At 41.7% G+C, this 12,817-nt stretch carries 13 protein-coding genes and 1 rRNA gene; 7 read left to right on the top strand and 7 right to left on the bottom strand.

Annotation, left to right across the window (positions count from 1 at the left end; all coding sequences use genetic code 11):
* Positions 1-58 precede the first annotated feature (58 nt).
* The 3 genes from FKZ59_RS05755 to FKZ59_RS05745 are packed head-to-tail and all read right to left on the bottom strand — an operon-like array spanning position 59 to position 2,650.
* Positions 59-1,069 carry an aliphatic sulfonate ABC transporter substrate-binding protein gene (locus tag FKZ59_RS05755; RefSeq protein WP_141601806.1) on the bottom strand — a complete coding sequence of 337 codons (1,011 nt, stop codon included), beginning with the start codon at positions 1,067-1,069 and terminating at the stop codon, positions 59-61.
* 14 nt (positions 1,070-1,083) lie between these two features.
* A complete protein-coding gene (locus FKZ59_RS05750; RefSeq protein WP_181733200.1) occupies positions 1,084-1,836 on the bottom strand; it encodes an ABC transporter permease in 753 nt (250 codons plus the stop codon).
* A complete protein-coding gene (locus FKZ59_RS05745) occupies positions 1,802-2,650 on the bottom strand; it encodes an ABC transporter ATP-binding protein (RefSeq protein WP_141601804.1) in 849 nt (282 codons plus the stop codon). The genes FKZ59_RS05750 and FKZ59_RS05745 overlap by 35 nt, the downstream gene beginning before the upstream one ends.
* Before the next feature lie 151 nt (positions 2,651-2,801).
* On the opposite strand from FKZ59_RS05745, the gene FKZ59_RS05740 reads away from it, so the two are divergent.
* A complete protein-coding gene (locus tag FKZ59_RS05740) occupies positions 2,802-3,404 on the top strand; it encodes a Crp/Fnr family transcriptional regulator (RefSeq protein WP_181733199.1) in 603 nt (200 codons plus the stop codon).
* A 77-nt stretch (positions 3,405-3,481) separates the two neighbouring features.
* Here FKZ59_RS05740 and FKZ59_RS05735 read toward each other — a convergent pair whose 3' ends face one another.
* On the bottom strand, positions 3,482-4,651 hold the full coding sequence (locus FKZ59_RS05735) for a glycosyltransferase (protein ID WP_141601802.1): 1,170 nt from the start codon (positions 4,649-4,651) through the stop codon (positions 3,482-3,484).
* A gap of 168 nt (positions 4,652-4,819) precedes the next feature.
* Here FKZ59_RS05735 and wecB point away from each other — a divergent pair, with 168 nt between their 5' ends.
* Positions 4,820-5,917 carry a non-hydrolyzing UDP-N-acetylglucosamine 2-epimerase gene (gene wecB, locus FKZ59_RS05730; protein ID WP_141601801.1) on the top strand — a complete coding sequence of 366 codons (1,098 nt, stop codon included), beginning with the start codon at positions 4,820-4,822 and terminating at the stop codon, positions 5,915-5,917.
* Positions 5,918-6,034: 117 nt separating this feature from the next.
* Here wecB and FKZ59_RS05725 read toward each other — a convergent pair whose 3' ends face one another.
* Together FKZ59_RS05725 and FKZ59_RS05720 are read right to left on the bottom strand one after the other, a co-directional pair.
* Positions 6,035-7,126 carry an FUSC family protein gene (locus FKZ59_RS05725; RefSeq protein ID WP_141601800.1) on the bottom strand — a complete coding sequence of 364 codons (1,092 nt, stop codon included), beginning with the start codon at positions 7,124-7,126 and terminating at the stop codon, positions 6,035-6,037.
* 189 nt (positions 7,127-7,315) lie between these two features.
* Entirely contained in the window at positions 7,316-8,605 is a 1,290-nt protein-coding gene (locus FKZ59_RS05720; RefSeq protein ID WP_141601799.1) for a glutamate-1-semialdehyde 2,1-aminomutase, read from the bottom strand.
* 117 nt (positions 8,606-8,722) lie between these two features.
* Here FKZ59_RS05720 and bcp point away from each other — a divergent pair, with 117 nt between their 5' ends.
* The 3 genes from bcp (at position 8,723) to perR (ending at position 10,795) form a co-directional block, all read left to right on the top strand.
* Positions 8,723-9,199 carry a thioredoxin-dependent thiol peroxidase gene (gene bcp / locus FKZ59_RS05715; RefSeq protein ID WP_141601798.1) on the top strand — a complete coding sequence of 159 codons (477 nt, stop codon included), beginning with the start codon at positions 8,723-8,725 and terminating at the stop codon, positions 9,197-9,199.
* A gap of 5 nt (positions 9,200-9,204) precedes the next feature.
* Positions 9,205-10,149, top strand: a complete 945-nt coding sequence (locus FKZ59_RS05710; protein ID WP_141601797.1) for a D-2-hydroxyacid dehydrogenase — start codon at positions 9,205-9,207, stop codon at positions 10,147-10,149.
* A gap of 193 nt (positions 10,150-10,342) precedes the next feature.
* A complete protein-coding gene (perR, locus tag FKZ59_RS05705; RefSeq protein WP_181733198.1) occupies positions 10,343-10,795 on the top strand; it encodes a peroxide-responsive transcriptional repressor PerR in 453 nt (150 codons plus the stop codon).
* Between the two features lie 174 nt (positions 10,796-10,969).
* Here the strand turns inward: perR and FKZ59_RS05700 are convergent, their stop codons facing one another.
* Positions 10,970-11,338, bottom strand: a complete 369-nt coding sequence (locus tag FKZ59_RS05700; RefSeq protein ID WP_141601795.1) for a YgzB family protein — start codon at positions 11,336-11,338, stop codon at positions 10,970-10,972.
* A gap of 131 nt (positions 11,339-11,469) precedes the next feature.
* On the opposite strand from FKZ59_RS05700, the gene FKZ59_RS05695 reads away from it, so the two are divergent.
* On the top strand, positions 11,470-12,363 hold the full coding sequence (locus FKZ59_RS05695) for a nucleotidyltransferase-like protein (protein ID WP_141601794.1): 894 nt from the start codon (positions 11,470-11,472) through the stop codon (positions 12,361-12,363).
* Positions 12,364-12,702: 339 nt separating this feature from the next.
* Positions 12,703-12,817, top strand: a 16S ribosomal RNA gene (locus FKZ59_RS05690); the annotation flags it as partial.

Below are 12,817 nucleotides of genomic sequence, written 5' to 3'. Positions count from 1 at the left end.
GGCAGCTTTTCCAATCGCTCATTTTTTAGTATTGAGCCTTGGAAAAGTGCCCGCCGTTTTATTGCTCATTCAATACTTCTTCCAAATAAGAAAGGTTGACAAGCCCTTCAACTTTATCGGAGTTAATATATCCGGCCTCTTTTGAAATCTTCGCCATTTCTTTGATTACCTCTTCATTTACATCCGTTGTCGCTTTCAAGCGTCCGAACGCTTTCGTCACTTCTTCTTTGGAAAGCTCTTTTCCCGTGATTTTTTTAATATGATCCAGGAACAGCTGGATTGCTTCTTCCGGGTTTTCGTTGATAAAGTTAATTGCCTGGATATGGGCTTTTAGATATTTTTTCGTCAACTCGGGATTCGCGGAAGTGAATTTAGTTTGGGCAACCACTACTGTATTAGTGGATTCGCTGCCCCAGGCAAATTCGTTCTCATCCAACAATAATTTTGCGCCTGCGGCAGTCTCAATGTTTACGCCCCATGGCTCCTGGGTCGCCGCTCCGTCGATTTCTCCTTTTAGGATTAATGCGGCTGTATCAGCGGGAGCCTGTTTTACTTTCGTAACTTTCTTCACATCGACGCCCGCATCTTTTAAAGACTTGATTAATCCCACATCTTGCGTGCTGCCGAATGTAGGGATGGCAATCTTTTTGCCCTCCAAATCTTTTACGGAATTGATATCGGCATCTTTTGCGACAACCAGAACGGCTCCACCGTTCACCGCACCGGAAATGATTTCGTGTTTCGGATTTTTAATATATGTGTTTAAAGCGGGAGTAGGCCCGACTGTACCGATGTCGATGGCATCTGTTGACATGGCTTCCATAAATGAGGAACCGTCGTTGAATGTATGTGTCTTAATGTTCACATCGCCGAATTGTTCTTTAAAATACCCTTTTTCCAATGCCACGATTGTGGCAATATGTGTCATGTTCGGGAAATAGCCGATGCGGATTTCCTTGGCTTCTTCTCCGGAAGCCCCTTCTTCTTTTTTGCCGGCGTCCTGATTGCCGCATGCAGAAAGTACAAGCGCAAATAAAGTCAAGATTGCAAATAATAGTCGTTTTTTCATTTTATTCATCTCCTCTATGTTGTTGATATGCCCCATTTTCGGAATACAAATTTTTCAAGGCGGACAAATACAAAATTATCGATTAAAGAACCGATAATTCCAATAATGATCATGATACTGAAAATCAAATCCATGGCCTGGATGGAACGGCCCAGGTCAAGCAATGTTCCGAGGCCGTCGCCGCCTCCTCCAAGCAATTCCCCTGCCAGGACGGCGCGCCATGTAAGGGCCCAGGCAATCCGGAGCCCCGCAATTAATTGAGGCACAGAAGCTTTGAAAATAACCGTCCGGAACAGGTGCCATCCTGAAGATCCCATCGTTTTGGCAACTCGAATCAACAGAGGATTTACCCCTTTAAAGGCGGCGCTGGACGTGATGGTGACAGAGATGGCCGCTCCCAAAATCACAATGAACAGAACAGAGCCGACCCCTAAGCCGAACCACAAAATGGCCAACGGCAGCCAAACGATATTCGGGATGGCCTGCAAACTTGCCACAAAAAATCCCAGTGTATCATCGACAATCTTAAATTTATAAATTAAAAATCCCAATAATAGCCCGATTGCCACAGCAATCACAAAACCGATAACAAGCCTTAGCAAAGAGGCGCCCGTTGCTTCTAGCAACTGCCCCGAAACAATTCCGTCAATGAAAGTTTTTAAGATTGTGACACCGCCCTGTTCATTCGGGATAAACAGAGGCGGCCACATGAAAGCGGGAAATAGCTGTAATTTAGATATCACTTCCCAGATTATTATGAGGATCAATATAAACGCGATCCTTCTTAAGTGCGTAATCACTGCCCAATTCCTCCTTCAGCACCTTTTCCATTTCTTGCTCCAACTCTGATAAAATACGGTTTTCCAAATAGTTTAAAATGCTGTCGGATGAATTGCGCGGTCTTGCGGCCTGTACAGGAAATATGTTTTTTATGCCGCCCGGCCGTGTTTTCATTAATACAACCCGGTCTGACAGAACGAGAGCTTCTCTGATGTTGTGGGTAACAAAAATAATGGTTTTTCCCGTTTCTCTCCATAATGTTTCCAGTTCTTGATGCAGGACCATGCGCGTCTGTTCATCCAATGCAGCAAAAGGCTCGTCCATTAATAATATTTCCGGGTCCATTACCAGTGCCCGGGCAATGGCAACCCGCTGCTTCATGCCTCCGGATAATTCGTGGGGGCTTCTGTCGGCAAATTTTCCGAGGTGCACTTTTTGCAACCAAACCATGGCCCGTTCTTTTGCTTCCTCTTTCGGGACTTTTTTTATAAGCAACCCATACATGACGTTTTCAAGCACCGTCATCCATGGGAAAAGCCCCGATTCCTGGAATACGACGATCCGGTCGTTTCCAGGTCCGGTGATCGGGTTGCCATTTACGAGGACCTTCCCTGATGTTTCTTTTTCCAGTCCCGCAATAATGTTCAATAATGTGGATTTCCCGCATCCGGAAGGGCCGAGCAAGGAAATGAATTCCCCCCGTTTTATAGATAATGAAACATCTTCCAATGTAACTGTCTCGGAACGGTTATTCTTTGGGAAAGATTTGTTTACGTTCTCTAAAAGAATGTGTTCGTCCATTTTCATTCACCTTATTTCTTATAAAACAAACTAATTTAATAGGTATTTAACAGATAAAAGAATTGTAAAAATAATTGAAAATAATTTCTGTCACTTTTGTTACAAATAATAAAAATTTTTTATATAATCGGAATAAATGGGGGGGAGAATCATGGATGACAAAATGAAAAAAATCGCAGAAATTGGAGAAATTATTGTTGCCAAAAGAGGGGAAACCGTTTTTCAGATCGGGCAGAAGATTGATTCATTTTTTTATATACAAAAAGGTATCGTGAAAATCGCTGCAGATTCTTCTGATGGAAGGACGGCCACCGTTTCGTTGAATGAAGCCGGTGAATTTTTTGGATATTTGGATTATTTAAAGGGCCAGAGGGAATTTACAAATTATGCCGTTGCTCTATCGGAATGCGTGCTATATTCGATTCCTATAGATTGGATACATAATTCCCTGGTAAGGGAAAACTTTATCTTTTTTTCGATGGTGCAACAATTGGATAAAGCGGGGCAATTAAAGTTTGTGCTCTCCACGATGAGCGTTCCCGAACGTCTGCGATGGCTGCTGATCAGAATGGCCAAAAAAACGAAAGGGGAAGTTTTGCTGATTGAGACCCCTTTGACCCATGAGGAAATGGCGAACTACCTCGGCTGCAGCAGGCAAAAAGTCAGTCTTTTTTTAAGCAAGTGGAAAAAGGACGGGGCCCTTTCATACGAAAACGGAGCAATCAAAATTTTGGATGAAGAAAAGATGATATAAGGAAGGGTTATTTTTCATTATTAATGACGGGCTGCACAACATATGAAATTGCAGCCCGTTATTGTTATTGTCCAAGCTCATTTTAAGCTGTTATACACTTCTGCCAAGCGTTCCTCCATCTTTTCCCAGCAATAAATATCCCTCATCGCTTGTCTTGCGTTTTCACTCATTTGTCTGAGCAATTTGCGGTTTGCATGCAGCCGGTAAAACTCTTTAAAATAATCTGCCGGAGACGGATTAGTTTTGTTAATGACAATGCCGCATTGATGTTTTTCTATGAATCTTTTCATGTCAATCGACTGATTGACGACTACGGGAATTCCGTTATTCAGATAGCTGAAAAATTTGTTGGGCATGGCATATTTCCGATTGGCCGCACTTATATCGAAATAAATATATCCGGCATGAACTTTGCTTAATTCCTTTGGCAGGTCATGATAGTCAATCCATTTGCAATTGATGTAGGGATGCTTTTCGATGGCATTTTTTTCTTTTAATCCCGGGTAAACATATCCAAAAATTTCAAAGCGGAAATTTTTAATCGCCTTTTTGCAAAGGTTTGCAATATTGATGATTTTTCTCGGATCCCCCTTTTGGTACGTAACGACCCCTTCGTAGGCAACGACAAAGGAGTTGCTGAAGTAATGATCTTTTGAAGTCAAGTCTTCTTGAAAGTTGGGGGAGTTATAGATGACCGTTGCAGGGACATTCGGGTACCTTTTTTGATAGATCTCTTTAATAGAATCCGATACGGTAATGAGATGGTCGACCTCTTTCATCAGTAATGACATTAATTTGCTGTTGGCTTCAAGTTCATGGGCATCAAAGATGACCTTTACCTTTTTCCCTTTCTTCCTGAGCGTTCTTTTGATCTGCACCGCATCATACAAAGCATGCAGTTCGTGAGCATGATAAATGTCGGCGTTTGTGGATAGCGCCTTTTGATACAATTTATCGACGAAATAATTTTGAGTGTTTTTTTCCAAAGCTTTGATCATCTGATTGACGGAGAACTGATTGACAGTCCCTATATCATAAGTCAGAAAGTTGATATTTTGGTATACGAACTTCGCATTTTTAAAAGCGGAATCCGAAACAGGTTTTCTGTCCGGTCCAAAAACTTTGCCGTTTTTTTTCCCGGCCACAATGGTTACATCATAACCCAATTTTTTCAAACTGATCGCTTCTTTCTCAAAGACTCTGACATCTTTGAAAGAATGTCTTCTGATTAACTTGCACACCTTCATTTTCGATTCCTCCAAAAATTAATTCAGTTCCGCTATTTTATGCTATGTCTTCGCTTCAGAATGAACCGATTCATTTCCCCATTCTTCCGATAATTAAATAGATTGTAACGGTTTTGGCCGCTAGACATAAAATAGTTTACGACCTTCTTTTTGAAAGGCGGATGTGAGTTGAAGCTGATTACCATCGTAGGTGCACGGCCGCAGTTCATTAAAGCTGCCCCTTTTTCGGATGTATTCCGCAGGCGGCATGTTGAAATCATGATTCATACCGGGCAGCATTACGATCAAAATATGTCGGATATTTTTTTTCGGGAGCTTTCAATCCCGAAACCCGATTATTGTTTGGGGGTAGGTTCCGGCAGCCATGGTGCCCAGACGGGAAGGATGCTGGAAAAGATTGAACAGGTCCTTTTGAACGAAAAGCCGGATGGTGTGCTTGTATATGGCGATACCAATTCCACATTGGCGGGGGCGTTGGCTGCCGGAAAATTGCATATTCCAATTTTTCACGTCGAAGCGGGATTAAGAAGCTACAATAAGAGAATGCCGGAAGAACAGAACCGGATACTCACGGATCATTTGTCGGACCTGTTATTCTGTCCGACGAAAACCGCCGTGGAGAATTTGAAAAAGGAGGGGATTACAGAAGGTGTCCTTTTGACAGGGGATATTATGGTGGATGCCGTCAACCGTTTTAGCAGCATTTCGAATCGATTTTATTCAAATGGTGTTTGGCTGGATGTGTTGAAAGCCGAAAATCCATCCATTCCATCTCTAAAAGAAAAAGAGTATTATTTGGCGACGGTCCATCGCGCTGAAAACACGGATGATCTTAAGAAATTGGAAACCATTTTTGCCGCTTTTGAGAAACTGGATAAACCTGTACTGGTTCCGCTGCATCCAAGAACAAAAAAATCCGTTGACAAACTGGACATCTCTTTTAAAAACACCATCGTCATAAAACCGGTGGGATATTTATTAATGCTGTACTTGACCAAAAATGCCCATATGGTAGTTACCGATTCCGGAGGCCTTCAAAAGGAAGCTTTTTTATTACAGACGCCTTGCACGACTTTGAGGGACCAAACGGAATGGGTGGAGACTTTGGAAAATGGATGGAATTGTTTATGTCCCATCCATATTCAAGCAATCATTGAAACAACATCAAGAAAACTGGATTGCCTTAATTGTCCCCGGCCGCAAGTATTTGGCGACGGGAATGCGGCCCATCGTATATGTGAAGCGATAATCAAAAATTCTTCCTGATCCCTAGGCTTTGCGGTTTCAGTTCAGGCAAGTCGTGCCACCCGCCCTTCATGTTCAAACGGCAAAAAAAAAAAAAGCGAAGAAAAGACTCCTTCGCTCTTTTGTTAAAGTTCCCCATTAATATACCGTTTCTTCCAAATCAACATTTCGGTCTTTGCTGTGGTAGTTGCGGAAAGAAACAATCAATGTATCAAGGTGCTCCAAGTTTTCCTCGTAATCCAGGATTCGGGAGAAAATATAGAACAAATGGTAGCTGGAAAATTCCTCTTCTCCTTCCCGCCGCTTTTCGATGGCGATTTGTTCGATCAATTTTTCCATGACTTCTGAACGGTTTAAATGGTTTTTATCCACGGACCATTTTGAATGTTCCGGGCGGAGTTTTCCTGTATATTTCAACAATAGCTGCTCGTGGTATGTCAACAAGAAGTCCAGCCGCTTTTGCAGCATCGTTTGGAATGTTTCGGGCAAGCGGGCGATTTCGTTTTCATGCTTATGAAGCCTTGAAAGCAGTTCGAAGCTTTTTTTCGTTGTGGTAATCATTTGGCGGTATACAACGAGCTTGCGCATTTGGCTGTGCCTCTTCTTTTTGGTGTATTGCCGCTCCTCTTTGTATAAATCATACATCTTTTCAATTTCATACAGTCTTTTTTCGAATTTATTTAAAGCGTTTTTCATTGATACATGTTCGGAAGCTCCGCGAATTGCCAGCCTCGACCAGCGGATGATATCGTCCTGCAGCGAAAGGATCGAATTGAATAATTTTACTTCATATCTCGGCGGCAGGAAGACCATATTTACGATAAACGCCGCAAACACGCCGACCATCACCGTTGCAAAACGGATGATGCTGAATACCAAAAAATCGCCGCTTTCATAGACCATGATGGCTACAAGGGTCACCAGCGCCAATGAAAGCGAAGAATTTAACTTTAGTTTCAACATGATGCCGATGACGAGAATGGCTGCGATTCCGATGGCCACAATATGATGGCCGAAAAACAGCCCGAACAAAATGGCAACGACCGCACCAATCAGGTTTCCTTGGACTTGTTCCACAATCGTCAAATAGGAGCGGTATATGGAGGGCTGAATGGCGAAAATTGCAGCGATTCCGGCAAATACGGGAGACGGGAGTTTTAATAATTCAGCCAAAAACAACGCAAAGACGATTGCAACTCCAGTTTTTAATACCCGGGCGCCTAATTGCATGGTGAAGCCCCCACTTTACGCTTTATTGGACATACAATAATCAAACCGTTCAAACTGTTTCCCAACTTAAACCTCATTTAATCAAAAGTCCCCCACAATAGTCATTTTCTGTTTAGCTCAACATTAAATTTTCCCATAAAGGAAAGGTGGAATTCCTGCTTCCGGTGAGGAATCCCACACCTTCCATAATTATTTTAATTTTGAAAAGGCATAATCCACCGCATCAATTGTTTCGAGAATATCTTCTTCTTTATGTTCGGTTGTCAAGAACCAGGCTTCATATTTGGAAGGAGCGAGGTTGATGCCTTTAGAGAGCATCAATTTAAAGAAACGCGCAAACATTTCGCCGTCGGATTGCTCCGCTTGTCTATAATTTTCCACTTTTTGGTCTGTAAAGTAAACCGTCAACGCACCTTTTATACGGTTGACAGTGACCGTAATGCCATGTCTTTCCGCGGCTTCGAGAATCCCTTTTTCAAGCATTGCCCCCAGACGGTCCATTTCTTCATAAACGCCTGGTGTTTGCAGCACTTCCAAGCAGGCAATGCCTGCAAGCATGGACGCCGGGTTGCCCGCCATTGTTCCCGCTTGGTAAGCAGGACCCAATGGAGCGACGAAATCCATAATTTCTTTTCGGCCTCCGTATGCGCCGATTGGCAGGCCGCCGCCGATAATTTTGCCCATTGCCGTTAAATCCGGGGTAAGCCCGAGCATATCCTGGGCGCCGCCATAATGGAAGCGGAAAGCGGTGATCACTTCATCATATATAACAAGGGCTCCGTATTCTTTGGCAACTTTATGGATATATTCCAAAAATCCTGGTTTTGGCATGACCATGCCAAAGTTTCCGACGATTGGCTCAACGAGAATGGCGGCAACTTCTTCTCCCCATTTTTCCATTGCAAGTTGCAAGTGTTCTGTGTCGTTATACGGAACGGTAATGACCTCGGTTGCCACCGTTTGCGGAACACCGGCTGAATCCGGTGAACCAAGGGTTGCCGGGCCGGATCCTGCAGCCACTAATACTTGGTCGAAATGTCCATGGTAGCACCCTTCAAATTTAACGATTTTTGTCCGTCCGGTAAAGGCGCGGGCTACACGGACCGTCGTCATGACCGCTTCCGTCCCTGAGTTTGTGAATCTTACTTTGTCCAACGATGGAATCGCAGCTTTTAACATCTTCGCAAACTTTACCTCGTGCTCGGTTGGTGTACCGAAAAGCACTCCAGTGTCGGCAGCCAGTTTAATGGCTTTTGCGATGTGCGGATGTCCAAAACCTGTAATAATTGGGCCGTATCCGGCAAGATAGTCGATGTAGCGGTTCCCGTCCACATCCCAAAAATATGGGCCTTTTCCTTTCGCCATGACGACAGGCGCTCCGCCGCCAACCGCTTTATAGGAGCGGGAAGGGCTGTTGACCCCCCCGACGATATGTTTTAGCGCTTCCTGGTAAATTTCTTCGGATCTTGTGTGATTCATCGTATTGCCTCCATTTTATAATTTCAGTTTTATTTTATCCTTCTTTGGTATATTACGCCAAAGAATTTGAAACAATTTCCCTTGTCCTGTAGGATAGACAAAAGGGAGGAATTTTTTATGAGTGAAACATTAGTGAACAAACAAGCGCCAGATTTTACATTGCAAAATGAAAACGGGGAGCAGGTCAGCTTAAGTGATTTTCGTGGAAAGAAAGTCATCCTGTATTTTTACCCTAAAGATATGACGCCGGGCTGTACGACGGAGGCCTGTGATTTCCGCGACAGCTATGAGTCCTTTGCGGATTTGAATGCCGTGATATTGGGCGTGAGCGGGGATTCGGCGGAACGGCATAAAAAGTTTATTGAAAAATACGATTTGCCATTCTCGTTATTGGTGGACGAAGATCACGAAGTATGCCAAAAATACGGGGTATGGGTGTTAAAGAAGAATTACGGCAAAGAATATATGGGCATTGAACGTTCCACCTTTTTAATTGATGAAAACGGGATTGTTTTGAAGGAATGGAGAAAGGTCCGCGTCAAAAATCATATCCAGGAAGTGTTAAATTATTTGCGTGAATTGGAAGGGGAATAAGAGATATGCGGGTTTATTTCACATTTGATCCAAGACCGGATTTAAAAGAATCTTTGCTGAGGGATTTCCCGGAAGTGGATTTTGTGTTCCATAAAAAAATAGACGCAGAAGAATTGGCCAAAGCGGAAGTGATCGTAACGTACGGAGAAGATTTGGACGAAGAGAAAATCAAAATTGCCGAAAAAGTCGAATGGATTTTTGTGGCTTCGGCAGGAATTGAAAAAATGCCGGCACAGGCGATCGCCGAGAGGGGGATCATCGTCTCCAATGTGCGCGGCATACATAAAAAGCCGATGGCAGAATCGATTTTGGCCCATCTCCTGTCCATTAAAAGGGCTTTGCCGTTCATCTATAAAAATCAGCAAGAAAAAACTTGGAATCAGAAGACGAAATTATATGAATTAAATGGTTCCACCGCTTTGATTTTAGGTCCGGGAGCGATTGGCAGCGAGGTCGGCAGAATGCTCCAGGCCTTCGAAGTCTACACAATCGGGCTCAACCGGAGCGGAGAAAGCGCGCCTTACATGAATGAAACCCATACCATGGACAAGCTTGAAGAGTTGCTGCCGAAAGCGGATGTTGTCATTTCCATTTTGCCTAGCACAAAAGAAACGAGATATTTGCTGACTTACGAACATTTCGCATTGATGAAGGAAAGCTGCATTTTTATGAATTTTGGACGAGGCGACTTGGTTAAAACGGAAGATTTGATCAGGGCCCTGGAAGAAAGAAAAATTTTCCATGCGGTGCTGGATGTTTATGAAACAGAGCCGCTGCCTGCCGACTCAAAACTGTGGGATTTGGATAATGTCACGATTTCTCCGCATATTTCAAGCCGTTCTTCAAGATATTTGGAACGCAGCTTCGAAATTTTCAAACCGAGCTTAAGAAAATGGATGAAAGGCGAAAGGGATCTCGAAAATAAAATGGACATTTTAAGAGGATATTAATTTGAAGAATGGGTTTGTTTCCATGTAAAAAAATCTTCACAATTAATATATTGAATGCAGGAAATGTTTTTTGAGAGAATTATATTATTGCATATTGCTTTAAATATGTCTGAAAGTTGACGATTATTAAATAATTGGGTACACTATTTATAACAATTATAAAATGATAATGATTGGAAAGAGGTGCATGACGATGTCAGAAGTGCATCTAAAAAATGCTCTAGACACGTTAAAGGCAACAGGCGTAAGAATTACCCCACAACGTCATGCTATTTTGGAATATTTAATTAATTCAATGTCACATCCAACAGCTGATGAAATATATAAATCTTTGGAAGGCAAATTTCCAAACATGAGTGTTGCGACTGTATATAACAACTTGCGCGTATTTCGCGAAGCTGGTTTAGTGAAGGAGTTAACCTACGGCGATGCGGCAAGCCGTTTTGATTTCGTAACGAACGATCATTACCATATGATTTGCGAAAAGTGCGGCAAAATTACAGATTTCCACTATCCAGCTTTAAAAGAGGTCGAGCAATTTGCATCTCATGTTACCGGATATAAAGTTAATTCTCACCGCCTTGAAGTTTACGGAACTTGCCCTGACTGTCTAGAACAAGAACAAAAAAATAAACAAGTGCTATAATAAAAACCCAAGTAACGTATGTTGCTGGGTTTTTTTGCATGTATAAAGGCTTATGTCGAAAGCAGTATGGATTTCAGTTGCCGTCTTTGATAACCTTAAGTGCAGGTATCGGGGTTCAGGGATATAATTCCGGGAACCTATAAATAATATGAGTAGGAAAAATCGTTTTCCTACTCATATTTTTTGATTATTATTCTTCAATTTCCTGTTGTATTCTTCACTGAATTCTTTTCCTTCCAAATTCGGATCTAAAGTCAATGGCTCATTGCAATGCATGCACATATCTACCCGGCCCAACATTTTTGTCTGTTTTCCGCAATTTGGGCAAATCACTTTTACTGCCCGGGTGGACAACATGCCGATCCAAAGATAAACAATGGTGCTGGCAATGATGCATAATAATCCTAATCCCATAAAAATCAGCACAAGGACAACATTATTTTTGAAAAAAACGGCACCATACATGACAATAAATCCGACAAAAATTAATGCAAGTGCGAAGGAACGAATTTTATTAATTTTGCTGGTATATTTCTTTTTCATGAAAGCGCCCTCCTAATCTTGATATTAATATAACATAGACATGGGCAATGAGAAATAAAAAGAAAAAAAGAAGGATTCTTTTTTCCGGTGTCGAAAGAGAATATCGGAATTGGTGAATAGGAGGACTATACATGGACTATATTTTGCGTTCCATATATCAAGAACGTGCAAGCCAACCGGAGACTTTGGGGGTTATACTTGTCAATAAAAGGGAAGATCAAATCAATTTAACAGACACATTCGATACTATTTTGCTAATCATAGTCAAAGAGGCCGAATTGCCGATTTTTACAAAGCATTATTGCTATGAGGATCAAAAAGTGGCCATGCATATTATTACCGAACAATTATTGAATAAGTGGATTTATATAGGAAAAAACCGCAGGATTGTGGACTGGGTTTTTCATGGAAAAGTTTTGTTTGAGCGAAATGAATATCTGACAAACTTGAAGAAGACATTGGAAGATTTCTCGTTTTATGGAAGAAAGATTAAAGCGGGCGTGCAATTTGCGAAATTATTAAGAAGCTATACCGAAGGAAAAGAGTTTTTTCAGCGGGGCGATCATTTAGATGCATATCTTCATGTAGTAAAATCCCTTCAATACTTGGCCAGATTGTCAATCATCGAAAGCGGTTTATACCCTGAAGTAACGGTCTGGTCACAAGTGAAGAAAATAGAACCATCCATTTACAAATTATACGAAGAGCTGGTAACAAGCAGGGAAACCCTTGAGAAAAGATTGGAACTGCTGTTTCTTGCGATTGAATTTTCCATGAATTCCAAAATCCAATCATGTTCTCAGCATATAATGGAAGTCTTGCAATCAAAAGAGCTTTGGACGATTCAGGATTTACATAACCATCATGAACTTAAATATTATTCAGTAGAATTGGAGCTTTTCATTGAATTTTTAATTGAAAAAGGATATATTATAATTGAACGGATGAAGTCCAAAAACGAATCTATTGATCATAGACTTTATCGAGCAAATGTGAATGTTCATAACCATGATTTAATCAAATAATGCGAATTCAGAAGTGTTGGATTCATTGAAACGTTTTCGAGGTTAAATACATATTTTTCCTCGAAATTTTTTCGCTAAAAAAGTGTTGACATTCCATAATCAGCTGATGTATTATAATTAACGTCGCTAAACGATGAAACAAACAATAAATTATAGTTAAATAATATTTAATAAAAATGTTGTTGACACAAACGACCTGATGTGTTATATTGAAAAGGTCGCTAAAAAAGAAGGTTATAAATGAACCTTGAAAACTGAACAACAGACGCGCTGATTACGGTCTACCAACCCTCGTTGGCGGACCGGATTCGGACAAACAATTTGAGCGAAATCAAATTCTTTTTGGAGAGTTTGATCCTGGCTCAGGACGAACGCTGGCGGCGTGCCTAATACATGCAAGTCGAGCGGACCTCATAGGAAGCTTGCTTTTTATGAGGTTAGCGGCGGACGGGTG

It is taken from the genome of Ureibacillus terrenus (genome assembly GCF_006569205.1).
Lineage (GTDB): Bacteria > Bacillota > Bacilli > Bacillales_A > Planococcaceae > Ureibacillus > Ureibacillus terrenus.
Note: the sequence above shows the minus strand (reverse complement) of the source record. Positions and strands in the feature narration are given on the sequence as shown.